The organism is Curtobacterium sp. MCPF17_046 (genome assembly GCF_003224295.1).
Lineage (GTDB): Bacteria > Actinomycetota > Actinomycetes > Actinomycetales > Microbacteriaceae > Curtobacterium.
This window is the reverse complement of the sequence record NZ_QKLB01000001.1, coordinates 247827-272649: the sequence shown is the minus strand read 5'-3', so window position 1 is coordinate 272649 and position 24823 is coordinate 247827. Positions and strand designations below refer to the sequence as shown.

The following is a 24823-nucleotide window of genomic DNA, read 5'->3' as shown; positions in this document are numbered from 1 at the left end:
GTCCGTCGCCCGGGCGTGCCGGCGCCCGCGGTCAGCGGCGACGGACCGGCGTGGTGACCACCTGACCGGCGTGCGCGAACCCGCCCCCGAACCCGAAGAGCAGCGCAGGGACGCCCTCCGGCAGTTCCCCGCGGTGCCACGCCTTCGACAGACCGAGCGGCACGCTCGCTGCGGAGGTGTTGCCGGACTCGACGACGTCGCGCACGACGTACTTGCCCTCGCCGCCGAGCGCCGTGACGAGCGGCTCGATGATGCGCAGGTTCGCCTGGTGGAAGGCGAAGACCCCGATGTCGTCGAGGGTCAAGCCGGCTCGATCGACGACCGCGCGCGCGTTTCCCTCGGCCTCGGTGATCGCCCACCGGTAGATGGAGCGGCCCTCCTGCTGGAACACCTCCGGGTCGTGCGTGACACGGACGGCGTCCTGCAGGTGCGGCACGCTCCCCCACGACACCGGTCCGATCTGCGGCTCGTCGGAGACCTGCAGGACCGCTGCGCCGGCGCCGTCGCCCACGAGCACGCAGGTCGAGCGGTCGGTCCAGTCGGCGATGCGCGAGAGCGTCTCGGAGCCGATGACGAGCGCGGTGTCGGCGGACCCGGTGCGGATGGCTTGGTCGGCGATCGCCATGGCGTACTCGAAGCCGCTGCACGCGGTGTTGATGTCGATGGGGGCCGGGCCGTTCGACATGCCGAGCGCTGCCGCCACCCGTCCGGCCGTGTAGGGCGAGCGGTCCCGGTGGGTGGTCGACGCGACCACGACCAGGTCGACGTCGGTCGGCGCGACGCCCGCGTCCGCCAGGGCGTTGCGCGCCGCCTCGGTCGCCATGGACGTCACGCTGTCGTCCGGGCCGGCGATGCGCCGGGTCCTGATCCCGGTGCGTGTCGTGATCCACTCGTCGTTCGTGTCGACCATCGTCGACAGTTCGTCGTTGGTGAGGATCCGGTCGGGCTGGTGGTGGCCGAACCCGGTGATCCGGCTGCCTCGGAGTGCTGGGATGTTCACCCGCAGAACGCTACGCCTGTCGTCCAACGTCGCATGCCGGGCACGGCATGGGGTGGGCGCAGATCAGTCGCGCGCCTTCGCCGTCGCTCGGCGGTTCGCCTTCTTGATCGCGTCGACGAGCTCGTCCTTCGTCATCCTCGAACGGCCGCTCACCTCGAGGCGCTTCGCGACGTCGAGCAGGTGCGCCTTCGAGGCGTTCGCGTCGACGCCCTCCTGCGTCGTGCCGGAACCGCGTGTGCCGGCGGCGCCCGAGTCCGACGGGCCGGCGGAGTCCTTCTCCTCCCAGTGGTCGCCGACCTTCTCGTACTCGTGCTTCACGGCGGCCCACGCGGTCCGGCCGGCGCGCTGTCCCTCGCCGTACTCGGCCTCGGCGGACCGCAGGGTGGCGCGGTAGACGTCCTGCGCGTGCTCCGGGGACCGCTGCAGCGTGCTCGGGATGTCGTCGTCGGGCATGGTCGTTCCTCCGTCGCGTGGTCGTAGAGGCCTTCACGGGTACTCCCGGGCCCTGACAGCGCGTCGAGCCGGGGGCGTAGACCTGGTGCATGGACTACACACACCTCGGACGGACAGGGCTGTCGGTGTCACGGGCAGTGCTCGGCACGATGAACTTCGGACCGGAGACCAGCGAGGACGACTCGCACGCGATCATGGACCGGGCGCACGAGCTCGGCGTCAACTTCTTCGACACGGCCAACGCGTACGGCGGCTCGGTGGGCAAGGGCGCCACGGAGGAGATCATCGGCCGGTGGTTCGCCAAGGGCGGCGGACGACGCGACAAGACGGTGCTCGCCACGAAGGTGTACGGCGAGATGACCGACTGGCCGAACGGCGGCAAGCTGAGCGCGCTGAACATCCGCCGGTCGATCGACGCGTCGCTCCAGCGGCTGCAAACCGACCACATCGACCTCTACCAGATGCACCACGTCGACCGGGCGACACCGTGGGACGAGATCTGGCAGGCGATGGAGATCGCGGTGGGCCAGGGCAAGGTCCTCTACGTCGGGTCGTCGAACTTCGCCGGGTGGCACATCGCGCAGGCGCAGGAGGCCGCGCGGCACCGGAACTTCCTCGGTCTGGTCAGCGAGCAGTCGATCTACAACCTGGTCGTCCGTGACGTCGAGCGCGAGGTCCTGCCGGCCGCGCAGCACTACGGGCTCGGGGTGATCCCGTGGTCGCCGCTGCAGGGCGGACTGCTCGGCGGCGTGATCGAGAAGACCGAGAACGGGTCGCGCCGGTTGTCCGGGCGGAGCGCCGAGTACGTCGACGCCCACCGCGACCAGCTCACCGCGTACGAGTCGTTCGCGCAGGAGCTCGGGCACACCCCGGGGGAACTCGCCCTCGCGTGGCTGCTGCACCAGCCGGGCGTCACCGCGCCGATCACCGGCCCGCGCACCATGGAGCAGTGGGAGTCCGCCGTCCGCGCGGTCGACATCCGCCTCGACCAGGCCGCACTCGACCGCCTCGACGAGCTGTTCCCCGGCCACCAGACCGCACCCGAGGACTACGCCTGGTAGCACCGCACACCGGTCCGGGCACCGACGACTCCCGCTGGAGCCGGACCACCGACGAGAGGACGACCGCGATGACCACTTCCATGCCCAACGACCACGGCGGGGACGGCGGCAACACCGAGCTCGGCGAAGCGCTGCAGCACGAAGCCGCCACCACCGGCGACTCCGGGTCGGCCGAGGAGCAACCACGTGCCGAGGACGACCGTTCCGGACTCGACCTGGAGGACCGTGGGGACCAGGAACAGTCCGCGCTCGCCGCGCTCGGGAACGACGCCCGCGGAGGTGACGCCCTCGTCGGTGGCGGCGACGACCTCGGGGACACGTCCACCGGGACCCAGACCGACGACCAAGCGGTCCCGGACGGCTCGCGCGAGGACGGTGCCGACACGCACTGATCGCCGGCCGCACGACGACGGCCCCCGCTCCGAGTGAGCGGGGGCCGTCGTCGTGTGCGGCAGGAGCGGTCAGCGCACGCCGACCGGGCTGTTGTCCTCCTGGTCGTAGAGGACGTAGCCCTCCTCGCCGTGGACCGCGGTGTCGATGCCGGCGACCTCGTCCTCGGTCTTCACGCGGAAGCCCATCGTCTTCTCGATGAGGAAGCCGATCACGAAGGCCAGGACGAAGGAGTAGAGCCCGACGGCGAGGGCAGCGGCGGCCTGCTTGCCGAGCTGCTCGAACGAGCCCGAGTAGATCAGGCCGGTGTCGTTGGCGAAGAAGCCGAGGAACAGCGTGCCGAAGACACCGCCGACCAGGTGCACGCCGACCACGTCGAGCGAGTCGTCGAAGCCCAGGCGGTACTTCCAGTCGATCGCGAAGCAGCAGACGATGCCGGCGAGGAAGCCGAGCACGATGCCCCAGCCGGGCGTCAGGTTGGCGCAGGCCGGCGTGATCGCGACGAGGCCGGTGACGGCGCCCGAGGCGGCACCGACGGAGGTGGCCTTGCCGTCCTTGAGCTTCTCGATGAGCAGCCACCCGAGGATCGCGGCGGCGGGGGCGGCGAGCGTGTTCACCCAGGCGATCGCGGCGATGCCGTCAGCAGCGCCCTCGGACCCGGCGTTGAAGCCGAACCAGCCGAACCAGAGGATCGCGGCACCGAGCAGGACGAAGGGCGGGTTGTGCGGCTTGTGCGCGCCCTTCGCGAAGCCGACGCGCTTACCGAGCACGAGCGCCAGGGCCAGGCCCGCGGCGCCGGCGTTGATGTGCACCGCGGTACCACCGGCGAAGTCGATGACGCCCCACGTGGCGGCCCATCCCGACGTCAGGTTGAACACCCACGAGGCGACCGGGAAGTAGACGACCGTGACCCAGATGCCGGCGAAGACCATCCACGCGCCGAACTTCGCGCGGTCGGCGATCGCACCGGAGATGAGGGCGACCGTGATGATCGCGAACGTGGCCTGGAAGCCGACGAAGGCCATCGACGGGTAGGCCGCCTGGATGTCCGACGACTGCGCCTCCTCGAACGCCTGGCCGAGGCCGAGCAGGTTCCAGTCGATGCTGAAGAAGCCGACGATGCCCGTCACGGCCGTGTTGTCCCCGTGGTTGGCGAAGGCGATCGCGTAGCCGTAGAGCACCCAGAGGACGCTCACCAGCGCGATGGCCCCGAAGGACATCATCATCATGCTGATGACGGACTTGGCCTTCACCAGACCGCCGTAGAAGAAGGCCAGGCCGGGTGTCATGAACAACACCAGCGCCGCCATGACCAACACGAACGTCGTGTTGCCCTGATCAAGCATGTGTGCACCTCTCGTCGCTGTGCGGCTCTCCGTCCGCCTCGGGTGCGACCGAGTCTGGCGACGACGTGTTTCACCGGGAGGCGCGCTCTGTTTCGCGGAGGTAACGTCACGGCGCGTTCTGTGAACGCTGTGTTTCGCGGCCCCGAGCGGCGCCCGGCAGGGGTATTCCGGGACGCTCAGGAGGCCCGGGGCGACTCCTCCGCGCGGGTCAGCGCGACGACGCGGCTCGCGGCACGCAGGTACTTCTTGCGGTACCCGCCTTCGAGCATCACGTCGGGGTACACCGTGTCGAGCGGGATGCCCGAGGCGACGATCCGGACCTGCGCGTCGTAGAGGCGGTCGACGAGCGCCACCCACCGGAGCGCGTCGGTCTGGTCCGTGAACGCCTGCACGTCGGTCAGCCCGACGGCGTCGAGCCCGTCGACGAGCGCGACGTACCTGGACGGGTGCACGGACGCCAGGTGGGCCACGACGGACCGGAAGTCGTCCTGCGTGACGCGGGCCGGGCCTCCCGTCCCGGACGGCGTCGACGAGGTCAGGGCCGCCAGCGCGGCGGGGACGTCCTCGACGACCGACGCCGACTCGTCGACGGCACGACGACGGAAGTCCAGGCCGTCGATGCGCATCGTGTCGAACCGGTCGGACATCGCCTGGATCTCGCGGAGGAAGTCCTGCGCGGCGAAGCGCCCCTCACCGAGTGCCCCGGGCGGGGTGTTCGACGTCGCGGCGAAGCGCGTGCCGGTCTCGGTGAGCTCCTTGATGAGCCGGGTCATCACCATCGTGTCGCCCGGGTCGTCGAGCTCGAACTCGTCGATGCAGACGAGCGCGGTCCCGCGGAGCAGGTCGACCGTGCCCTGGAAACCGAGCGCCCCGACGAGCGCGGTGTACTCGATGAACGTGCCGAACGTCTTCCGTCCGCTGGCCGCGTGGTAGGCCGCGGCGAGCAGGTGGGTCTTGCCGACGCCGAACCCGCCGTCCAGGTACACGCCGGACTTCGCGGGCACCTCGGGCTCCTTGCGCTTCCGACCGAACAGCCCGCGCCTGGCCGGCTCGGGGACCGTCGTGACGAAGGTCTCGACCGCGTCTCGCACCTCGGCCTGCGAGGCGTACTCCGGGTCGGGCCGGTACGAGGCGAACGACGCCTCGGCGAACTGCGGCGGCGGCACGAGCGCGGCGGCCATCTGCTGCGGGGTGACCTGCGGGTCGCGGTCGACGAGGTGTTCCGGCGCGGGGCGCGGTTCTGGCACGGTGCGGGACCTTCCGTCGGCCTGTCGTCTGGTGTCACGTCACGGCTGCGACACGGTGCTTCCGCGTACCGTTGAGGGTGACGCGCAAGGACCGATCCTAGTCCGCACGCCATCGATCCCCAGGAGGTACCCCCGATGACCGCACCGGTCGACCCGTCCGAGAAGTTCCGCTCCTACGCGCACCCCGAGCGCCTGGTGTCCACCGAGTGGCTGCAGGAGCAACTCGACGCCGGCGCGGGGTCGCCCGAACTCGTCGTGGTCGAGTCCGACGAGGACGTCCTGCTCTACGAGACCGGGCACATCCCGGGCTCGGTGAAGATCGACTGGCACACCGACCTCAACGACCCGGTGCAGCGCGACTACATCGACGGCGAGGCCTTCGCCCGGCTCGTCGGCGGCAAGGGCATCGGCCGCGACACCACCGTCGTCATCCACGGCGACAAGGACAACTGGTGGGCCGCGTACGCACTCTGGGTGTTCACGCTCTTCGGGCACGAGGACGTCCGCCTGCTCGACGGCGGCCGGGCGAAGTGGATCGCCGAGGGTCGGGCGATGACCACCGACCGGACGTCGGTCGACGCGGTGGAGTACCCCGCGGTCGAGCGCGACGACGCCACCGTCCGCGCGTTCAAGGAGGACGTCCTCGCGCACCTCGGCAAGCCGCTCGTGGACGTCCGCAGCGCCCCGGAGTACTCGGGCGACCGCACGACCGCGCCGGACTACCCGGAGGAGGGTGCGCTGCGCGCCGGGCACATCCCGACCGCCGTCAACATCCCCTGGAAGTCCGCCGCCGCTGCCGACGGCACGTTCAAGTCGCGCGAGGAGCTCGACGCCGTGTACCGCGAGGGCGCCGGCATCGGCGACGCGGACGAGGTCATCGCGTACTGCCGGATCGGCGAGCGGTCGAGCCACACGTGGTTCGTCCTGCAGCACCTGCTCGGCATCGAGGACGTGAAGAACTACGACGGCTCCTGGACCGAGTGGGGCAGCGCCGTCCGCGTCCCGATCGTGGTGGGCTCCGAGCCGGGTACGCTGCCTGCTCGATGACGGACGCAGCGCTCCCCCAGCCCCTCGCCGAGATCCGCGACGACTTCCTCGCGCTCACGCAGGCCGACCGCCTGCAGCTCCTGCTCGAGTTCTCCGACGAACTGCCGGCGCTCCCGCGGCGCCTGCAGGGCCACGAGGACGAACTCGAACGTGTCGAGGAGTGCCAGTCGCCGGTCTTCATCACCGTCACGGTGGGCGAGGACGGCGACGGCCCGGACGTCGTCCGCATGCACGCCACGGCTCCGCGTGAAGCACCGACCACGCGCGGCTTCGCGTCGATCCTGGCGCAGGGGCTCTCCGGCCTGACCGTCGAGCAGGTGCTCGCCGTGCCGGCGGACTACCCGCTGACGCTCGGGCTGAACGAGGCGGTCAGCCCGCTGCGGATCCGCGGCATGGTCGGCATGCTCGGTCGGGTGCAGCGGCAGGTGCGGGCGGCGGCCGCGTAGCGGCTTCTGGAAGACGGGAGGCGCGGTACCAGGCGGTGCCGCGCCTCCCGTCCGTGGTCCCCCGCCATCCGCCCGCAGGACGTCCCGGTGGAACGACCGGTCCGCATGGCACGCTCTGCAGAGCCTGGCCGGCTTCGTCGAGCAGCTGCGCGAGGCCGCGAAGCAGGAGGACGACCGCCGAGCGAAGGCGAAGGCGTGGGCGGCGCGTAAGAAGGAGCGCGAGGACGACCTCTTCGTCGCTGCCACCCACGAGGTCGGGACGTGGTTCGGCGCCGACGACGACCCGAAGCCACCAGAACCGGAGCCCGAGCCGCACCGCCAGGCCGATACCGTGACGGTGCGCGGCCGGACCATCCCGGCCGGTGGGGGCGGCGGAGGCGGCGGCACGTCGTCGGCGGTGCCCACGGACCTCCGGTCGTTCCAGTCCGGTGTCCGGTCGTGCGACGAGTCACTCGCTGGTGCGGTCTCGACCTTCCGCAACGCCCTGACCGACTACGAGTCCGGCTGCAACCCGTGCTGGGGCACACGCAACGCGCAGTCGCTCGTGACCGCCGTGAACGACTGGCTGACCGCGAACGGTCAGGACGCGGCCTGGGCGGGAACCGTCGCGGCGCAGTTCGAGGCCGCGGGCGGTGGCACCGGACCCGCCACGCTGTCCGACGCCTCGATCTCGGCAGCCCTGGCAGCGGCCGGCATCGGCACGGCACCGGATTCCCGGGCAAGTCGGAATTCCCTGCGTCTTGCAGCGATGGCAGGATCATCCACGACATCTCTGACGTCGCGACTGACCCAGATCTCGAGTGGGTGCCGCAGGGTGAGGCCGGGACGACCTTCATCGCGAATGGCATGCGGGACGGCGTCGCGATTCGAGTAGTCATCAGAAACGATGAGATCATTTCCGGATCCCCTACCAACACATCGAAGAACTCACGATGAACGACCTTGGCAATCACCGAAATCAGGCACTTCGCATCATCAGCGAACTCGAGGATCGGCTCGGAATTCAAGCGCTGGAAGATGCGCGCGATCTCGTTGAATGCGACGAAGCCCCTCTCGGTCTGAGCATCGCAGCAGGGATCATCGCGGAGCGCAACCTCGCTGTTCCCATGTGGATCGTCGAGGACATCAAACGTCTCTTGCAAGCGTGGCCAGAGGAACTGGCTGAGCTTCCCGAACATTTCGAGACGCATGGCTTTCTCCTCCGCGGCGATGTGCCACCCGAAGGGCGGAGCACCTGATCGAGGGTTCCGTTGAAATCCGCCGCGACCAGCGGTGCCGCGAAGGTAGGGGAATTTGCTGCTGCGTTGACTCACGTCGGTAATGAGTCAATCTCAGACGTCAACGTCCTCCCTGGTTCCGGATTGGAGATTCGTGAACTCGAACAAGTGTCCGGCACGCCGGGTCTTCCGGATCCGGTGCTCGACCACGCCACGTTCACTCGTCTCGTCGCAGCCACGGTGCAGTTCATCCAGGGCGATTTCATCGGCTTCGAGGAAGCAGATGTGGGTCAGCTCGACGAAGCCGTCATCGTCATTGATGGGACGGAGCATGCGCGATCCAGCTCGATCGCGTCAGCGGCATCAACCCGGAGTTCTGACATGCAAGAAGTCTTCTTTCTCTCGTCCATGGACAGCAAGTGGTTATCGTCTGTCTTCCGGTGCGAAGTGGAACGACCGATCGAGCTCCCGAACGGTCACCATGCACTGATGGTCAGCTGCGATCCGCCGCTGAACGGACAGGAACTCGGCCACCCACTCGGCATCGGAGAGCTGTTGCTCTGGAGTCGCTTCGAAGACGAAGACCCCTGGACCTTCCCCGCTTTCCCGCACTTCGTGCAGATCTGTCTCCCTGACGTCGATCTGCCTGTCCATGCCATGCCTCCGAGCATCGCATGGGGCGAGATCTACAGAACCGAGGCCGACGCGCACGCCCACGAGATGAACGCTCGCCCGCGCTCCTCGACGAAGTGATTGAGTTGTCTGACAAGCTCCCGCAGACTCGCGAACCGCTCTACGAGGCAGTAAGGAGCGATCCGTGCGAGTGAGTGAGTGAAGATCATGTCGTTCCGCAGGGGATCAGGCCGCCCGGCCACCCGGCGGTCGGAGACGGAATTCGTCACCTACCACTGTCTGATCGGCTCGCAACCGATCGGCGTTCTGACGTTCCGCAACATCGTCAACGGGATGACCATCCCTCCGCTGCGCTGGCTCGTCACCGACCTGAACATGGTGGTGCTGCCGGATTCGGACATCAACGTCCTCGAGTGGGAGCAGAAGGTTCGCGACAGCAGCGGCGCCGGACTGTGGATCACCGACGACGACATGCGGCGCTTCGTCCGGTACAACCACCAGATGATCGATGGCGAGTTCTTCGGCTCTCCGATCGACAGCACCGCCGATGACGCGTCGCAGGCCATGGTCCGCATCGACTTCTTCGACAGCACGACGGTCACCGTCACCCTGGATCGTTCGGTGATCGGGACCTCCTGGGAGTTCGACCTGTTCCTCGGACCCGGCGTTCCCGCGTCCGGCATCGGGAGCCGCGACGAGGAGATCGCGGACGAGCAGCGCCGCGCACAGGAGGCACGGGACGGTCAGCAGATCCGCGCGCTCGTCCGCGCGTGCCTCCGGAACGCTCGGATCGACGAGGCGCCGGCGCTCCTCACCCAGCTCGACGCAGTGGTCGACGTCACGCCGTCCGGGCCGCGCGCGTGGTCGCTCGCGCTCGAACGCGACGACGCGCCCCGCGTCGACCTCCCCGACGGACCACTGCCGCAAGCCGCCAGGTACCAGACCGACGCCGAGGCAGCCGGGGGCGAGTTGCTCATCTGGGTGCACGACGGCAGGATGCAGATGGTCGAGCTCCCGTGGTGCACCGACGCGATGCCGACCGAACTGCCGCGTCTCGATCAGCTCGTCTTCCCCGCAGGGCGAGACGCCGGCGACGGCGAGAGGACACCGTGACGAACACCACGTCGGTTCCCATCCAGTTGCACCTCGCTGGCGACACGGTCGACGCCGTCACGATCGACACCGCCGTCACCGTCCGCTTCTCGAGCGGGGCGACCCTCCGGTTCGAGACCGCCTTCTCGCTCACCGAGACGGACGGCACGCACACCTTCATGGAGCCCGGCGACCCACCCTCGCTCCTGCCGCTCCTCGCCCTGCACACGACGGTGGTGGAACGCGGTACCGTCACCGGCGCCCGCATCGCCGTCCGCTTCGCATCGGGTGCGTTGCTGGAGGGGTGGTCCCACCGCGACCGGCCCTCGTGGCACTGGTCGGAACCAGGACGAGCACGCCTGGACATCGACGTCCTGACCGGCGGCGAGGTCGTCGCTCGAACACTGCCGGGAGGAACGGCGTCATGACGGACGACCTGTCGGTCGACGACCTGCGTCGACGCCTACCGGCGTCCGACCCGCTCGTCCCGGGCCGGGTGCACGAGGTGTTGTCCGGTGTCGCCGACGATGCCGAGGTCCTCACCTACGACGTGCCGGCACGCTCCTTCGCCGACGTCGTCCGGAGGGGCTACGCACAGGACGAACCCAACCTGCTGCCACTGGTCGAACCACTCGGGCCGCTCGGGGACGCACTCGTCCTCGTGTGCCAGGTCGAGTCCGGGTCGGAGATCGTGACCGTCCTCCTCCGTGCTGCTGACCGGGTCTTCCTCTCCGCCACGGCGTACGACCGATCGGCGATCACCAGATCGCCCGACCGGCCGAGGAAGGAGACACCGTGACCGAAGACCACCGACTCGCGTTCACCGACGCCCGGGTGAACCTCCTCAGCTTCACCTTCGGTACGAGCCTGGGGTTCTCGAACGGCACGACGATGCAGTTCGAGGCCGAGTTCGCGATCACCGGTCCGGACGGGGAACGCCGGATCGTGGACCCGGTGGACCCGACGTCGCTCGCACCCGTCCTGGCCCTGCACGGTGACACGGTCACGAACGCGACACTCGACGGCCCCGACGTCCGGCTCCACTTCGCCTCCGGAACGGTCCTCGAGGCCTGGCCCGACGACTCGTACGAGTCGTGGCAGTACGACGGCGGCGGACCGGAGCGCCGGATGATCATCGCCCTGCCCGGTGGTGGCCTGGCGGTCTTCGGGCCACCACCGACGTCCGACTGACGAGTCGTGCCACGATAGAGGACGTCATCGGACGAGGGGAACGGACGACGTGTTCGGCAAGCGCAAGAAGGACCAGCCCTCGGGCTCCGAGTTCCACCAGGCTGACAGCGAGCAGCAGCTCTTCGCGCAGCTCCTGGCCGAGACCAGGGCTGACCCCGAGAAGGTCTTCACCATCGACATCGTCGGCCGCGGCACACCCGGCCGTGACCTCGACGAACAGGTCGAACGACTCCGACGCTCCGGAGTGACGGCGTCACGTCCGCCGGCCACGGAAGCAGCAGCAGACCGCGCGTCCGGACGCGCCGATGCCTCCGCCGACGAGCTGGTCCCGCTCAGCCGCGAGCCCTTCACGGCCGAGACCGGTGACGTCTTCCTCATCCCGGACGGTGGCGGCAGGGTGCTGCTCGGGCACGTCCTCGCGACGCTGCACGATGCCGTGTACGTCGCGGTCTTCCAGCGCCCCGAGGACCTCCCCCGCCCGGCCGACCCGCTCGTCGTGCTCGCCACGCAGCCGGTGGTGGCCGGGCTCACCCTGCCGGCACGGTTCCAGCCGGGCATGTGGGAGGTCGTCGGCAACGTCGCCCCGGACACCGACCGTCTGTTGCCCGCGTACACCTGGGGCACCGACGTCGACGGCGTGCACGTCACGGACTTCGACGGGTCCCGCTCCCGACCCGCGACCGAGATCGAGGCGACGACGGTCCCCCGCCGCGTGCTCGTCTCGCCGTACTTCATCGACATCGCCGTCCGCGCCGTGGTCGGCCTCGTCGACTGGCACCCGGACTTCGAGCATCTCCGCTACCGCTCCACCCCGCGCTCCGTCGACCTCTTCCCCGCGCGCTGAAGCGGGCGCGGGCGGCCACCCCGGGTGGGGTGGTGACCACCCGTCGGACGGGAGGCGCGTCACCGCTGGTCCCGCGCCTTCCGTCCGACCCTGGTCACCGCACGTCGGCCGCCGGCCGCGGCTCGACCACGTCGGTGAGCCACGCCAGGATCCGCGCGTCGAACCAGTCGGCATCGTGGTTCCAGAGCTTCGTGTGCCGGGCGACATGCGCGACCTCGAGCTGCACCAGGTCCGGTCGTGCAGCGGCGAGGGCGCGTGCCGCCGACGAGGGGACGAAGCCGTCGTCGTCGCTGTGCAGCAGCAGGATCGGGACGTGGAGTTCGTCGGCGCGGGCGACCATGTCGAGTTCCCGCAGGTCGATCGGCCGCTCGAGCCCGGCGATCCGGTGCACGACCGCGGTGCGGAGGACCCACTGCGCCACCTTGCGGACCGGCCGGGGCAGCCGGAGCGCGCGGCTCTGCGACTTGAGGACGGCGTTCCAGTCGACGACCGCCGAGTCCAGGACGACGCCGGTGACCAGTCCTGCGAGCCCGGAGCGGACCAGGGTCTGCAGGACCACGGCGCCGCCCATCGACCAGCCCATGAGGACGACGCTCGTGGCGCCCTGCTGCGCGACCCAGTCGAGCGCGGCGTCGACGTCCTCCCACTCGGTCGAGCCGAGACCGTAGCGCCCGTCCGCACTCGGGGGCGCGACGCCGTCGTTGCGCCACGACACCAGCAGCACCGAGTACCCGGCCGCGCGGAACACCGGGACGGCGCGGATCGTCTCGGCACGGGTGACGCCGCGACCGTGGACGAGGACCGCCCAGGGCGCGGCCGGGTCCTCGGCGCGGACCACCCAGGCGGGCGCGGGGCCGTTCGGGGTGAGCACGTCGACGTCCTCGACGGGGACGCCGAGCTCCTGCGGCGTCAGGTAGAACCAGCCGCCCCAGCGTCCGCGGCGTGCTGCGGTCGGGTCGCCGGCGTCCACGGCGATGATCCGCCGGGTGACGGTGGTGTCGGTCACGGCCAGGACCTCGCCGACCCGCATGTGCCCGGTGGCGGCGCCGAACCACAGGCTGTACCGGCCCTGCAGCTCCGTGTCGGGACTGCGGCGCAGGGTGACGGTCCGGGCCTCCAGGTCGACCGCGGTGATCGGGACCCGCTCGGTGCGCTTGCGGTCCGGGGTGACGACGGCGCGGGCGACGGCCACGACGGAGCCGGCGATGACCGCCACGCCGAAGGCGGCGGCGGTCACACCGGTGCCGAGCGCGACGACGCCGGCCGACCGCGCCGTGCGTCCAGCGGGGCCCGGCCGCGACCGACGTGTGGGACGGACGGCTGCGGGGCGGCGGAGCATGCGGGCCTCCAGGCAGAGGACGACTGCGGGCAGCACGACTGCGCGACGGACGGCGTGCCGCCCGCACCGGTGCTCGATCCGGAGCCTAGTCTGCATCCGTGCCTGAACCCCGAGTCCCCGACGCCGAACCGGAGGCGTTCGCGCGTCTCCGTGCGTTCGTGTCGACGGGCAGGACCCGCACCGAGACCACGGTCACCGAGATCCCCTCGCCGAGCCGCATCGCGCCGTACTCGATCGCCCTCGCGGCGGACGTGTCCGGGGTCGTGCACGGCGTCGACTCCGACCTCGGCACCGGACGCTTCATCGCCCTGCACGACCCGGACGAGCCGGAGGGGTGGGGCGGTGCGTACCGCATCGTCACCTTCGCGCAGGCCCCGCTCGAGCCGGAGATCGGCGTCGACGAGTTCGTGGCGGACGTGACGTGGAGCTGGCTCGTCGACGCCCTCGACGCGCACGGCGCCCGGTACGCCAACGCCTCCGGCACGGCGACGAAGATCATCTCCCGCGGGTACGGCGAGCTCGCGACCCAGGGCGACGGTGCCCAACTGGAACTCCGGGCGTCGTGGACGCCCCTCGACGACGATCTGACGCCGCACGTGCAGGCCTGGGAGGAGATCGTGGCGATGCTCGCCGGACTCCCCCCGGCCTCGGACGGCGTCTCGCTCCTGGCCCCTCGGAGGCTCGCCCGTGACTGATGCCGACCCCGCCTACGAAGACGCGCACGCCACCGTCCACGTGATCGAGCGCCGCGAGGAGTACCTCGACGCCGTGGCGCGCATCGCCGCCGGCACCGGTCCGGTCGCCGTCGACGCCGAACGTGCCAGCGGCTACCGCTACTCGCAGCGGGCGTACCTGATCCAGGTGTTCCGCCGCGGCTCCGGCTCGTTCCTGTTCGACCCCATCGCGATCGGTGACTTCAGCGACCTGCAGGCCGCGATCGTCGACGAGGAGTGGGTGTTCCACGCCGCGTCGCAGGACCTGCCGTGCCTCCGCGAGGTCGGCCTCGTCCCGACCCGCATCTTCGACACCGAGCTCGGTGCCCGGATCGCCGGCTTCCCGCGTGTCGGACTCGGCGCGGTCGTCGAGCAGCTCCTCGGCATCACGCTCGCGAAGGCCCACTCCGCCGCGGACTGGTCGACCCGTCCGCTCCCGCAGGCCTGGCTCGTCTACGCCGCCCTCGACGTCGAACTGCTCCCGGACCTGCGCGACTCCCTCGCCGAGGTGCTGGAGGCGGCCGGCAAGACCCGGATCGCGGAGGAGGAGTTCGCCGCCGTCCTCGCCCGTGCCCCGAAGCCCCCGCGTGCCGAGCCGTGGCGGCGTCTCTCCGGGATGAACGTGCTCCGCGGTGCCCGTGCCCTCGCGATCGCACGGTCGCTGTGGCAGGCACGCGACGCCTACGCGCAGGAGACCGACATCGCGCCGGGCCGGACCATCCCGGACTCCGCCATCGTCGCCGCTGCCGCCGCCGCTCCGTCCTCGCGGGCGGAACTCGGCGCACTGAAGACCTTCACGGGCCGCGCCAGCCGGTCGGAGCTCGACCGTTGGTGGGCCGCCGTCGAGGAAGGCCGGACCACCGAGGACCTGCCGCGCCTGCGTGGCGGGGGTGAGCCGAGCCTCCCGCCGCCCCGCGCCTGGGCCGACCGCAACCCGGACGCGGACCGTCGGTACCGCGCCGCGCGGGCCGCCGTCACGGCCCGGGCCGCCGAGCTCGACCTGCCCGTCGAGAACCTGCTCACCCCGGAGACGCTCCGTCTCGTGTCGTGGAACCCGCCGGCGACCGTCGCGACGGAGACCGTCGGTGCCACGCTCGCGTCGCACGACGCCCGGCCGTGGCAGGTCGAGGAGACCGCGTCGGTCATCGCACACGCGTTCGAGGTGGCAGCGGACCGGTCCGTCGCGGACCCGGCGGCAGTGGTCACCGCGACCACGGCCTCCCGGCCGGACGGCGAGCCGGACGACGCGGCGCTCGACGCCGCTCAGCAGGGTGACGCCGCTCTTGTCGCAGACGGACAGCCCGACGCCGCCACCGGGACGACCGGCTCGTAGGAACCGCCCAACCGACGTGCCGCCGCTCAGCCGGGGGTACTAGCGTCGGAGCGTCGCCGGGCGAGGCCCGGCCAGGTCGGGGCGACAGGACCCCCGGCCCGATCGTTGTGGATCTGGAGGCTCGCATTGCCGAAGACATCAGACGTCGTGTTCGTGGACGGTGTCCGCACACCGTTCGGCCGCGCCGGTGAGAAGGGCGTCTTCTGGCGCACCCGTGCCGACGACCTGGCGGTGCACGCGATGCGTGGCCTGCTCGACCGGAACAGCTCGCTGGACGGTGCCGCCGTGGACGACGTCGCGGTCGCCGCGACGACCCAGCAGGGCGACCAGGGTCTGACCCTCGGGCGCACCGTCGGCATGCTGGCCGGTCTGCCGAAGTCCGTCCCCGGCTACGCCATCGACCGGATGTGCGCCGGCGCGATGACGAGCGTCACGACCCTGGCCGGCGCGATCGCGTTCGGCGCCGCCGACGTCGCCATCGCGGGCGGCGTCGAGCACATGGGCCGCCACCCGATGGGCTTCAACGCCGACCCCAACCCCCGCTTCGTCGCGGAGCGCATGGTCGCCCCGGACGCGCTCGTGATGGGCAACACCGCCGAGCGCCTGCACGACCGCTTCCCCGCGATCACGAAGGACCGCACCGACGCCTTCGCCGTGCAGTCCCAGCAGCGCTACGCCGCCGCCTGGGGCGCCGGCAAGCTGCAGCCCGACGTCGTCCCGGTCGAGGTGAACACCGGCCAGGGCTGGGACATCGTCTCGAAGGACGAGCCGCCGCGTCCGGGCACCACCCTGGAGGCCCTGGCTGCGTTGAAGACGCCGTTCCGGCCGCACGGACGGGTCACCGCCGGCAACGCGGCGGGCCTGAACGACGGCGCGACGATGAGCCTGCTCGCGTCCGAGGACGGCGCGAAGCAGCACGGCCTGCCGACCAAGATGCGCATGGTGTCCTTCGCCTTCGCCGGCGTCGAGCCCGAGGTCATGGGCGTCGGTCCGGTGCCCGCGACCGACAAGGCGCTGCGGAAGGCCGGGCTGTCGATCGACGACATCGGTCTGTTCGAGATCAACGAGGCGTTCGCCGTGCAGGTGCTCGCGTTCCTCGACAACTACGGCATCCCACAGGACTCCCCGAACGTGAACGCCTGGGGCGGCGCCATCGCCGTCGGGCACCCCCTCGCGTCGAGTGGCGTCCGCCTGATGACCCAGCTCGCAGCGCAGTTCGCCGAGCGCCCGGACGTCAAGTACGGCATCACGACGATGTGCATCGGGCTCGGCCAGGGCGGCACGGTCATCTGGGAGAACCCGAACTTCAGCAAGAGCGCGGCACGGAAGGCGGCCTGACCATGACCATCGCACCGACCGACCAGTTGACGGCCCTGAGCGAGGACGAGGTCGTCACCCACTCGTACGTCAAGCACGTCGCGCTGCCCTCCGGCGGCACCCTCGCGCTCATCACGCTCGACAACGGCAAGGACTACAAGCGACCCTCGACCCTCGGGCCGCGCACGATGCGTGAGCTGTCCGACGTGCTCGACGGGCTCCGCGCTTCGGCGGCGGCGGGCGACATCCAGGCCGTCGCCGTCACCGGCAAGGAGTACTGCTTCGCCGCGGGCGCCGACCTCTCGCAGGCTGCCGCACTGCCCTCGCGCGAGGTCGCGCACGAGCTCGGCGTCCTCGGGCACGCCACCCTCCGCAAGTTCAGCGAGCTCGGGGTCCCGTCGTTCGCGTTCGTCAACGGCATCGCGCTCGGCGGCGGGCTCGAGGTCGCGCTGCACTGCACGTACCGCGTGTTCTCGTCCGCCGCGCAGGGCATCGGGCTGCCCGAGGTCTTCCTCGGCATCATCCCCGGCTGGGGCGGCGCGACGCTGCTCCCCCGGCTCATCGGTCCCGAGAAGGCCCTCCGGGTCATCGTGGAGAACCCGCTGAAGAACAACCGCCTGATGGACGGCAAGGCCGCGGTCGAGCTCGGCATCGGCGACGCGCTCATCCCGTCGGTGACGTTCCTGCCGTCCGCGGTCGCCTGGGCCGACGGCGTCGTGGCGGGCCGGACCAAGGTCACGCGGAAGAACGAACCCGGGATGCTCGAGAAGGCAGCCTGGGGCACGGTCGTCAAGGTCGCACGCAGCCAGGTCGCGTCGAAGATCGGCACGGTCCCGAAGTCCCCGTTCCGTGCGCTCGACCTCGTCGCCGCGGCGAAGTCGGGATCGCTCGACGAGCGGTTCGCGGGCGAGGACGACGCCCTCGCCGACCTCCTGGCCGGCGACCAGTTCGCCGCGTCGATGTACGCGTTCGACCTCGTGCAGAAGCGGGCCAAGCGTCCCGTCGGTGCCCCCGAGGGCGTCGACGCGAAGAAGACCACGAAGGTCGGCGTCCTCGGCGCCGGGCTCATGGCGTCGCAGTTCGCCCTGCTCTTCGCCCGCCGTCTCGGTGTGCCCGTCGTCATCACCGACGTGTCGCAGGAGCGGGTCGACGCGGGCGTGGCGCGGATCGCCGGTGAGGTCGCGAAGCTCCTCGAGAAGGGCCGCATCTCCCCCGACGACGCGAACCGCATCACCGGGCTCGTCTCCGGGTCGGTGTCCTACGACGCGTTCGCCGACGCCGACTGGGTCATCGAGGCGGTCTTCGAGGAGATGAGCGTCAAGCAGGAGGTGTTCCGCAAGATCGAGCAGGTCATCGCGCCGGACGCGATCCTCGCGACGAACACGTCGTCGCTGTCCGTCGACGAGATGGCCTCGGTCCTGACGAACCCCGAGCGTCTGGTCGGCTTCCACTTCTTCAACCCGGTCGCGGTGATGCCGCTGCTCGAGGTGGTGCGGGCGGCGAAGACCTCCGACGAGGCACTCGCCACCGCGCTCGCGGTCGCGAAGGCCCTGAAGAAGACGGCGATCGTCACCGCCGACCAGCCGGGCTTCGTCGTCAACCGGGTGCTCGCCCGGGTGCTCGGCGAGGCCATGCGCGGCGTCGAGGAGGGCACCTCCTTCGAGACCGTCGCCGAGGGGGCCGCTCCCCTGGGCCTGCCGATGTCGCCGTTCGAGCTGCTCGAGCTCGTCGGCCTGCCCGTGGGCGCGCACGTGCTCGACTCGCACCACGCTGCGTGGCCGGAGCGCTTCTACCCGGGCGACGGACTGAAGCGGATCGCCGAGCACGGCACGATCCTGACCCGCGACAAGAAGGGCAACGCGACCGGGTACGACCCCGCTGCCGTGAAGCTCGTCGCGCCGTCGAAGAAGGACGCGAAGCCGGTCGACGCTGCCGAGATGCAGCGCCGGTTCGAGGACGCCCTGGCCGACGAGGTGCACCGCATGCTAGAGGACCACGTGGTCGAGCACGTCGAGGAGATCGACCTCGGGCTCATCCTCGGCGCGGGCTACCCGTTCCAGGCCGGCGGCATCAGCCCGTACCTCGACCGCAGCGGAGCCTCGGAGCGCGTCTTCGGCGGCACGTTCCACGAGCCGCGGATCGTCGGCCCGGCCAGCCGCTAGCCCGGCGCCAGCCGGACCCGCACAACAGGAACCGCCTCGAACCACGGACGTCCGTGGTTCGAGGCGGTTCCTGTTGTGCGCGGCCGAAGTGCGCCACGGCTGCGGCTGCGGGCGTGGGCCGGCGGGGTCCGCCCGGGCAGCGCCGGGCAGCGCCGGGCGTTCAGCGCTCGGCGGACTCCCGCGAGCGGGCCGGCTTCGCCTGGGGCACCTTCGTGCCGATGACCTGGTCGATGACGTCGCGGGCGATGGCCTGCGCCGTCAGCCCGGCATCGGCGAGGATCTGGGTCCGGCTGGCGTGGTCGATGAACTCGTCCGGGAGTCCGAGCTCGTTCACACCGGTGTCGACCCCGGCAGCGCGGAGGTCCTGCCGCAGCCGGGTGCCCACACCGCCGACCCGGACGCCGTCCTCGATGGTGATGACGAGTCGGTGGTCGCGGGACAGGTCGATGAGCGACACCGGGATCGGGACGACCCAACGCGGGTCGACGACGGTCACGCCGATGCCCTGCGCCTCGAGGAGCGCCGCCGCCTCGAGCGCGGTCGGCACCATCGACCCGACGGCCACGACGAGGACGTCCGGTTCCTGGTCGTCGGCGGGCCTCCGGAGCACGTCCACCCCGTCCGCCAGCCGTTCGACCGCGGGGATGTCCGGTCCGACCTGGCCCTTCGACCACCGGAGCACGGTCGGGGCGTCGTCGACGGCCACGGCCTCCCGGAACTCCTCGCGGAGGGTTGCAGCGTCGCGCGGGGCGGCGATCCGGATGCCGGGCACGACCTGCAGGAGCGCGAGGTCCCACATGCCGTGGTGCGACGGACCGTCGGGGCCGGTGATGCCCGCGCGGTCGAGCACGAACGTGACGCCGGCCCGGTGCAGGGCGACGTCCATGAGCACCTGGTCGAACGCGCGGTTGAGGAACGTCGCGTAGAGGGCGACGACGGGGTGCAGACCGCCGTAGGCGAGCCCTGCAGCGGTCGTCACGGCGTGCTGCTCGGCGATGCCGACGTCGTAGACACGGTCGGGGTGCGCCTGCTCGAAGAGGTGCAGGCCGGTCGGCCGGAGCATCGCGGCCGTGATCGCGACGATGCGGGGGTCCTCGTGCCCGACCTCGGCGAGGGTGGTCGCGAAGACCGAGGTCCACGACGGACCCGACGACACGTCGAGCGACTCCCCGGTCTCGGGGTCGATGTGCCCGACGGCGTGGAACTGGTCCGCCTGGTCGCGGAGCGCCGGCGCGAAGCCGTGGCCCTTCTCCGTGATGGCGTGCACGATGACCGGGGACCCGTAGCCCTTCGCCTGCCGGAGCGCCGCCTCCATGGCCTGCTGGTCGTGCCCGTCGACGGGGCCGACGTACTTGATGTCGAGGTTCGAGTACAGCGCCTCGTTGTTCGTGAACCGGGACAGGAACCCGTGCAGGCCACCCCGGAGGCCCCGGTACACCGCTCGGCCGGGCGCCCCGAAGAGGTCGGCCGCCGCACGGCTCTTCTCGTACAGCGTGCGGTACTCACGACGGGTCCGCACCGAGCTGAGGAAGCGGGCCATGCCGCCGATCGTCGGCGCGTAGGACCGGCCGTTGTCGTTGACGACGATGACCAGTCGACGGTCGTTCTGGTCGGAGATGTTGTTGAGCGCCTCCCAGGTCATCCCGCCGGTGAGGGCACCGTCGCCGACGACGGCGACGACCGTGCGGTCGCTCTGCCCCGTCTGCTGGAACGCGCGGGAGATCCCGTCCGCCCAGGACAGCGACGACGACGCGTGCGAGGACTCGACGATGTCGTGCTCCGACTCGCTCCGCTGCGGGTACCCGGCGATCCCGCCACGTTCGCGGAGGTGCGAGAAGTCCTGCCGTCCGGTGACGAGCTTGTGCACGTAGGACTGGTGCCCGGTGTCGAACACGAACGGGTCGTGCGGCGAGTCGAACACGCGGTGCATCGCGAGCGTCAGCTCGACGACGCCCAGGTTCGGCCCGAGGTGCCCGCCGGTCTTCGCGACCTCGGCGACCAGGAAGCTGCGGATCTCCGCTGCGAGGTCGGTCATCTGCGCGTCGGAGAGACGCTTCAGGTCGCGCGGCGACGTGATGCTGGCGAGCAGGCTCACGGGCGATCCTTTCGTGCGGTGTCGGCCCACTCTATGCGCGTGACCCGACAGCAGACGGGAGGCCCGCCACCAGCTGGTGACGGGCCTCCCGGAGGTGTCGTGCTCGCGTCGACGACCGCGTCGGGATGTCAGACGAGCGACCGGAGGACGTACTGCAGGATGCCGCCGTTGCGGTAGTAGTCGGCCTCGCCCGGGGTGTCGATGCGGACGACCGCGTCGAACTCGACCGTCTGCTTGCCGGCGGGCGAGTGCTCGCTCGGCTCGGCGGTGACGTGCACCGTCTTCGGCGTGGTGCCCTCGTTCAGCGCGGTGAGCCCCGAGATCGAGATGACCTCGGTGCCGTCGAGCCCGAGGGACTCGATCGACTCACCAGCGGGGAACTGCAGCGGGACGACGCCCATGCCGATGAGGTTCGAGCGGTGGATGCGCTCGAAGCTCTCGGTGATGACCGCCTTGACGCCGAGGAGGCTCGTCCCCTTCGCCGCCCAGTCGCGGGACGACCCGGAGCCGTACTCCTTGCCACCGAGGACGACGAGCGGGATGCCCTGCGCCTGGTAGTGCTCGGACGCGTCGTAGATGAACGACTGCGCGCCGTCGGGCGTGGTGAAGTCGCGGGTGTAGCCGCCCTCCACGCCGTCGAGGAGCTGGTTGCGGAGGCGGATGTTCGCGAACGTGCCGCGGATCATCACCTCGTGGTTGCCGCGACGCGAGCCGTAGGAGTTGAAGTCCTTGCGGTCGACGTCGTGCTCGGCGAGGTACCGCCCCGCTGGGCTGTCCGCCTTGATGGAGCCGGCCGGCGAGATGTGGTCCGTCGTGACCGAATCGCCGAGCTTCGCGAGCACGCGGGCGCCCGAGATGTCGGAGACCGGGTCCGGCTGCATCGTCATGCCGTCGAAGTACGGGGGCTTCCGCACGTAGGTCGACTCGCTGTCCCACTCGAAGGTGTCGCCCGTCGGGGTCGGCAGGTTCTTCCACCGGTCGTCGCCCTCGAACACGGAGCCGTACTCGTGCGTGAACATGTCGGTGTCGATCGACGCGTCGATGACCTGCTGGACCTCGGCCGTGTCGGGCCAGATGTCCTTGAGGAAGACGTCGTTGCCCTCGGTGTCGGTACCGAGCGCGTCGGTGTCGAAGTCGAAGTGCATCGACCCGGCGAGGGCGTACGCGATGACCAGCGGCGGGGACGCCAGGTAGTTCATCTTCACGTCGGGGTTGATGCGCCCCTCGAAGTTGCGGTTGCCCGAGAGCACCGCGGTGACGGCCAGGTCGTTGTCCTGCACGGCCTGCGAGATCTCCTCGGGAAGCGGGCCCGAGTTGCCGATGCAGGTGGTGCAGCCGTAGCCGACCGTGTAGAAGCCGAGGTCCTCGAGGTAGGTCGTGAGGCCGGCCTTCTCGTAGTAGTCGGTGACGACCTTGGAGCCGGGCGCGAGGGTCGTCTTGACCCACGGCTTGGCCTTGAGGCCCTTCCGAGATGCGTTGCGCGCGAGGATGCCCGCGGCCATCATCACCGACGGGTTCGACGTGTTCGTGCAGGACGTGATCGCGGCGATGGCGACGGCACCGTGGTCGATCGTGAACGGGTCGCCGTCGGCGATCGCGACGGACGTCGGCTTCGAGACCGAGCCGGGAGCGCTGGAGGCGTGCACCGGCACCTCGGACGCCGGGGCGTCCTGCAGGTCGTCGACGGCGTGCTCGTCACCCGGGGCCGCGGCGACCGGGTCGGACGCCGGGAACGTGTCCGCGACGGCCTTGTCCTCTTCGGTGTGGTCGATGCTCGCGTAGTTCGCGAGGTCCACCTCGAACTGGTCCTTCGCCTCGGTGAGGACGATGCGGTCCTGCGGGCGCTTCGGCCCGGAGATCGACGGGACGACCGTGGAGAGGTCCAGCTCCATGTACTCGGAGTAGACGGGCTCGACCGAAGGGTCGTGCCAGAGGCCCTGCGTCTTCGAGTACGCCTCGACGAGGGCGATCTGCGCCTCGTCACGACCGGTCAGGCGCAGGTAGTCGAGCGTGACGTCGTCGACCGGGAAGATCGCCGCCGTGGAACCGAACTCGGGGCTCATGTTGCCGATGGTCGCGCGGTTCGCGAGCGGGACCGCACCGACGCCCTCGCCGTAGAACTCGACGAACTTGCCGACCACGCCGTGCTTCCGGAGCTGCTCGGTGATCGTGAGCACCACGTCCGTCGCGGTCACACCGGCGGGGATCTCGCCGGACAGCTTGAAGCCGACGACCTTCGGGATGAGCATCGACACGGGCTGGCCGAGCATCGCCGCCTCGGCCTCGATGCCGCCGACGCCCCAGCCGAGCACGCCGAGCCCGTTCACCATCGTGGTGTGCGAGTCGGTGCCGACGAGGGTGTCCGGGTAGGCGTAGGTCTCGCCGTCGAAGTCGCGCGTGTAGGTGACCTTCGCCAGGTACTCGATGTTGACCTGGTGGACGATGCCGGTGCCCGGCGGGACGACCTTGAAGTCCTCGAACGCCGTCTGACCCCAGCGGAGGAACTGGTAGCGCTCCCCGTTGCGCTCGTACTCCAGGTCGGTGTTGCGCTGGAGGGCGTCGGTGCTGCCGAACAGGTCCGCGATGACGGAGTGGTCGATGACCATCTCGGCCGGCGAGAGCGGGTTGATCTTGTTCGGGTCGCCGCCGATCTCGGCCATCGCCTCGCGCATGGTGGCGAGGTCGACGATGCACGGGACGCCGGTGAAGTCCTGCATGACCACGCGGGCCGGGGAGAACTGGATCTCGGTGTCCGGCTCGGCCTCGGGGCGCCAGGAGCCCAGCGCGCGGATCTGGCCCTCGGTGACGTTCGCGCCGTCCTCGGTGCGGAGCAGGTTCTCGAGCAGCACCTTCAGGCTGTAGGGCAGCTTCTCGTGCCCGGGCACCCGGTCGATCCGGTGGATCGCGTAGTCGACACCCCCAACCGAGAGCGTGTCCTTCGATCCGAAGCTGTTGACTGCAGCCACTGTGCCGCCTCCTGAGTTGATCGGTGTGCCCTCATCCTCGCGGGCCGCGGGACGTCCCACCAGCAAGGTGAACCTAAACCCGAGGACGCCGTCGTGCCCGGGCGGAAGTGTCTTGACGTCGAGACAACTCTACACCGCGGCCGGTTCGTCCCGGACGAAGACGGTCCGGACGAGCAGCCACGTCACCCAGAGCAGCGCGGCGTACAAGGGCACGCCGGTGATGAGCTTGATGCCCGCGAGCAGCTCGACCTGCGCGGTCAGCCAGAGCGGGATCTCGAAGGCGAGGCGGAAGGCGAACAGTCCGGCCCACATCCACGTCGCGACCGTGAGCACCCGACGCTTCGCCGGGTCGTCCCGCCAGTCGTGCCCGTCCTCGTCGCCCGGGACGAGGAGACCGACGACCAGGCCGATGAGCGGTCGCCGGATCGCCAGGGTCACGAGGATCACCGCGAGGAACACCGCGTTGATGACGATGCCCGGGATGAAGTTGCTCTCCGCCCGGCCGGTCAGCAGCGCGAGGCCCGCCGAGATCGCGACACCGAAGATGCCCGCGAAGGACATCATGATCGACTGCCGCTGCACCAGACGGAGCACCACGAAGACGAGCCCGATCGCGACCGGGACGACGACGCTCGGGACGACCTCCTTCGTCACCGCGTAGACGATGAGGAACGCGAAGCCGGGCAGCACCGACTCGGCGAGCCCGCGCACCCCGCCGACCGCGGTCAGCAGGGCCCTGCCCGACGGCGCCTCTCCCGGGGCGACCTGCCCGATGCCGGCGCTCCGTACGGCGTCCCGGAGCTGAGCCTGGAGCGAGAGCGGCTCCGCCCGCTCCTCGGCGTACGGGTCGCGCTCGGGCGCGACCCCGTCCGGACGTGGGCGGTCGTCGTGGTCCGTCACCGGGCCTCCAGGCTGGATCGAGCGTTCGGCC

The 24823-nt window shown here is 70.6% G+C and carries 24 protein-coding genes; 16 read left to right on the top strand and 8 right to left on the bottom strand.

The window, feature by feature from the left end:
• Positions 1-31 precede the first annotated feature (31 nt).
• Positions 32-1000, bottom strand: coding sequence for a beta-ketoacyl-ACP synthase 3 (locus DEJ32_RS01230; protein WP_110900056.1), 969 nt, complete (start codon positions 998-1000; stop codon positions 32-34).
• A gap of 63 nt (positions 1001-1063) precedes the next feature.
• Positions 1064-1453 carry a ChaB family protein gene (locus tag DEJ32_RS01225; protein ID WP_110889734.1) on the bottom strand — a complete coding sequence of 130 codons (390 nt, stop codon included), beginning with the start codon at positions 1451-1453 and terminating at the stop codon, positions 1064-1066.
• 89 nt (positions 1454-1542) lie between these two features.
• Here DEJ32_RS01225 and DEJ32_RS01220 point away from each other — a divergent pair, with 89 nt between their 5' ends.
• Both DEJ32_RS01220 and DEJ32_RS01215 read left to right on the top strand, forming a co-directional pair.
• On the top strand, positions 1543-2514 hold the full coding sequence (locus DEJ32_RS01220; RefSeq protein WP_110900055.1) for an aldo/keto reductase: 972 nt from the start codon (positions 1543-1545) through the stop codon (positions 2512-2514).
• Positions 2515-2582: 68 nt separating this feature from the next.
• Positions 2583-2906 carry a hypothetical protein gene (locus DEJ32_RS01215; protein ID WP_146232873.1) on the top strand — a complete coding sequence of 108 codons (324 nt, stop codon included), beginning with the start codon at positions 2583-2585 and terminating at the stop codon, positions 2904-2906.
• A gap of 69 nt (positions 2907-2975) precedes the next feature.
• Here DEJ32_RS01215 and DEJ32_RS01210 read toward each other — a convergent pair whose 3' ends face one another.
• Positions 2976-4250: an ammonium transporter gene (locus DEJ32_RS01210; protein WP_110889731.1), complete on the bottom strand. Its 1275-nt coding sequence runs from the start codon at positions 4248-4250 to the stop codon at positions 2976-2978.
• A gap of 176 nt (positions 4251-4426) precedes the next feature.
• Positions 4427-5497 (bottom strand): cell division protein ZapE, encoded by a 1071-nt coding sequence (zapE, locus tag DEJ32_RS01205; protein WP_258368311.1) that lies wholly within the window; start codon positions 5495-5497, stop codon positions 4427-4429.
• A 135-nt stretch (positions 5498-5632) separates the two neighbouring features.
• Here zapE and DEJ32_RS01200 point away from each other — a divergent pair, with 135 nt between their 5' ends.
• The 10 genes from DEJ32_RS01200 (at position 5633) to DEJ32_RS01150 (ending at position 11967) form a co-directional block, all read left to right on the top strand.
• Positions 5633-6544 carry a sulfurtransferase gene (locus DEJ32_RS01200; RefSeq protein ID WP_110900054.1) on the top strand — a complete coding sequence of 304 codons (912 nt, stop codon included), beginning with the start codon at positions 5633-5635 and terminating at the stop codon, positions 6542-6544.
• Entirely contained in the window at positions 6541-6990 is a 450-nt protein-coding gene (locus DEJ32_RS01195; RefSeq protein ID WP_110900053.1) for a SufE family protein, read from the top strand. Before DEJ32_RS01200 ends, DEJ32_RS01195 begins: the two co-directional genes overlap by 4 nt.
• Before the next feature lie 261 nt (positions 6991-7251).
• On the top strand, positions 7252-7926 hold the full coding sequence (locus DEJ32_RS16635; protein WP_110900052.1) for an EndoU domain-containing protein: 675 nt from the start codon (positions 7252-7254) through the stop codon (positions 7924-7926).
• Positions 7923-8228 carry a hypothetical protein gene (locus DEJ32_RS01185; protein ID WP_110900051.1) on the top strand — a complete coding sequence of 102 codons (306 nt, stop codon included), beginning with the start codon at positions 7923-7925 and terminating at the stop codon, positions 8226-8228. Before DEJ32_RS16635 ends, DEJ32_RS01185 begins: the two co-directional genes overlap by 4 nt.
• A 12-nt stretch (positions 8229-8240) precedes the next feature.
• Positions 8241-8960: a hypothetical protein gene (locus tag DEJ32_RS15945; RefSeq protein WP_146234050.1), complete on the top strand. Its 720-nt coding sequence runs from the start codon at positions 8241-8243 to the stop codon at positions 8958-8960.
• 213 nt (positions 8961-9173) lie between these two features.
• Positions 9174-9953: a hypothetical protein gene (locus DEJ32_RS01170; RefSeq protein ID WP_146234049.1), complete on the top strand. Its 780-nt coding sequence runs from the start codon at positions 9174-9176 to the stop codon at positions 9951-9953.
• Entirely contained in the window at positions 9950-10360 is a 411-nt protein-coding gene (locus DEJ32_RS01165) for a DUF6188 family protein (RefSeq protein ID WP_110825465.1), read from the top strand. The genes DEJ32_RS01170 and DEJ32_RS01165 overlap by 4 nt, the downstream gene beginning before the upstream one ends.
• Complete coding sequence (locus DEJ32_RS01160) at positions 10357-10731, top strand: hypothetical protein (protein WP_110900047.1); 375 nt, start codon at positions 10357-10359, stop codon at positions 10729-10731. The genes DEJ32_RS01165 and DEJ32_RS01160 overlap by 4 nt, the downstream gene beginning before the upstream one ends.
• Positions 10728-11123, top strand: a complete 396-nt coding sequence (locus tag DEJ32_RS01155) for a DUF6188 family protein (RefSeq protein ID WP_110900046.1) — start codon at positions 10728-10730, stop codon at positions 11121-11123. Before DEJ32_RS01160 ends, DEJ32_RS01155 begins: the two co-directional genes overlap by 4 nt.
• 49 nt (positions 11124-11172) lie before the next feature.
• Positions 11173-11967, top strand: coding sequence for a hypothetical protein (locus DEJ32_RS01150; protein WP_110900045.1), 795 nt, complete (start codon positions 11173-11175; stop codon positions 11965-11967).
• Between the two features lie 94 nt (positions 11968-12061).
• On the opposite strand, the gene DEJ32_RS01145 is transcribed toward DEJ32_RS01150, so the two are convergent.
• Positions 12062-13306, bottom strand: a complete 1245-nt coding sequence (locus DEJ32_RS01145; protein WP_181420544.1) for a S9 family peptidase — start codon at positions 13304-13306, stop codon at positions 12062-12064.
• 98 nt (positions 13307-13404) lie between these two features.
• Here DEJ32_RS01145 and DEJ32_RS01140 point away from each other — a divergent pair, with 98 nt between their 5' ends.
• The 4 genes from DEJ32_RS01140 to DEJ32_RS01125 all read left to right on the top strand — a co-directional run bounded on the left by DEJ32_RS01140 (position 13405) and on the right by DEJ32_RS01125 (position 18831).
• Entirely contained in the window at positions 13405-14001 is a 597-nt protein-coding gene (locus DEJ32_RS01140; RefSeq protein WP_110825460.1) for a DUF3000 domain-containing protein, read from the top strand.
• Positions 13994-15352: an HRDC domain-containing protein gene (locus DEJ32_RS01135; RefSeq protein ID WP_110900043.1), complete on the top strand. Its 1359-nt coding sequence runs from the start codon at positions 13994-13996 to the stop codon at positions 15350-15352. The genes DEJ32_RS01140 and DEJ32_RS01135 overlap by 8 nt, the downstream gene beginning before the upstream one ends.
• Before the next feature lie 126 nt (positions 15353-15478).
• Positions 15479-16690, top strand: a complete 1212-nt coding sequence (locus DEJ32_RS01130; protein ID WP_110825458.1) for a thiolase family protein — start codon at positions 15479-15481, stop codon at positions 16688-16690.
• 2 nt (positions 16691-16692) lie between these two features.
• Positions 16693-18831, top strand: coding sequence for a 3-hydroxyacyl-CoA dehydrogenase NAD-binding domain-containing protein (locus tag DEJ32_RS01125; protein ID WP_110825457.1), 2139 nt, complete (start codon positions 16693-16695; stop codon positions 18829-18831).
• Positions 18832-18991: 160 nt separating this feature from the next.
• Here the strand turns inward: DEJ32_RS01125 and dxs are convergent, their stop codons facing one another.
• The 3 genes from dxs to DEJ32_RS01110 form a co-directional block, all read right to left on the bottom strand.
• Positions 18992-20926, bottom strand: a complete 1935-nt coding sequence (gene dxs, locus DEJ32_RS01120; protein WP_110900042.1) for a 1-deoxy-D-xylulose-5-phosphate synthase — start codon at positions 20924-20926, stop codon at positions 18992-18994.
• 128 nt (positions 20927-21054) lie between these two features.
• On the bottom strand, positions 21055-23892 hold the full coding sequence (locus DEJ32_RS01115; protein ID WP_110825455.1) for an aconitate hydratase: 2838 nt from the start codon (positions 23890-23892) through the stop codon (positions 21055-21057).
• A 129-nt stretch (positions 23893-24021) separates the two neighbouring features.
• Complete coding sequence (locus tag DEJ32_RS01110; RefSeq protein ID WP_110889719.1) at positions 24022-24792, bottom strand: DUF3159 domain-containing protein; 771 nt, start codon at positions 24790-24792, stop codon at positions 24022-24024.
• Between the last annotated feature and the right edge of the window lie 31 nt (positions 24793-24823).

Bases quoted from the DNA above. Each gene is read 5' to 3' on its own strand.
- DEJ32_RS01225 (WP_110889734.1), bottom strand. From the start codon at position 1,453: ATGCCCGACGACGACATCCCGAGCACGCTGCAGCGGTCCCCGGAGCAC.
- DEJ32_RS01195 (WP_110900053.1), top strand. From the start codon at position 6,541: ATGACGGACGCAGCGCTCCCCCAGCCCCTCGCCGAGATCCGCGACGAC.
- DEJ32_RS01220 (WP_110900055.1), top strand. From the start codon at position 1,543: ATGGACTACACACACCTCGGACGGACAGGGCTGTCGGTGTCACGGGCA.
- DEJ32_RS01170 (WP_146234049.1), top strand. From the start codon at position 9,174: ATGACCATCCCTCCGCTGCGCTGGCTCGTCACCGACCTGAACATGGTG.
- DEJ32_RS01160 (WP_110900047.1), top strand. From the start codon at position 10,357: ATGACGGACGACCTGTCGGTCGACGACCTGCGTCGACGCCTACCGGCG.
- DEJ32_RS01145 (WP_181420544.1), bottom strand. From the start codon at position 13,306: ATGCTCCGCCGCCCCGCAGCCGTCCGTCCCACACGTCGGTCGCGGCCG.
- DEJ32_RS01210 (WP_110889731.1), bottom strand. From the start codon at position 4,250: ATGCTTGATCAGGGCAACACGACGTTCGTGTTGGTCATGGCGGCGCTG.
- DEJ32_RS01200 (WP_110900054.1), top strand. From the start codon at position 5,633: ATGACCGCACCGGTCGACCCGTCCGAGAAGTTCCGCTCCTACGCGCAC.
- DEJ32_RS01215 (WP_146232873.1), top strand. From the start codon at position 2,583: ATGACCACTTCCATGCCCAACGACCACGGCGGGGACGGCGGCAACACC.
- DEJ32_RS01125 (WP_110825457.1), top strand. From the start codon at position 16,693: ATGACCATCGCACCGACCGACCAGTTGACGGCCCTGAGCGAGGACGAG.
- DEJ32_RS01185 (WP_110900051.1), top strand. From the start codon at position 7,923: ATGAACGACCTTGGCAATCACCGAAATCAGGCACTTCGCATCATCAGC.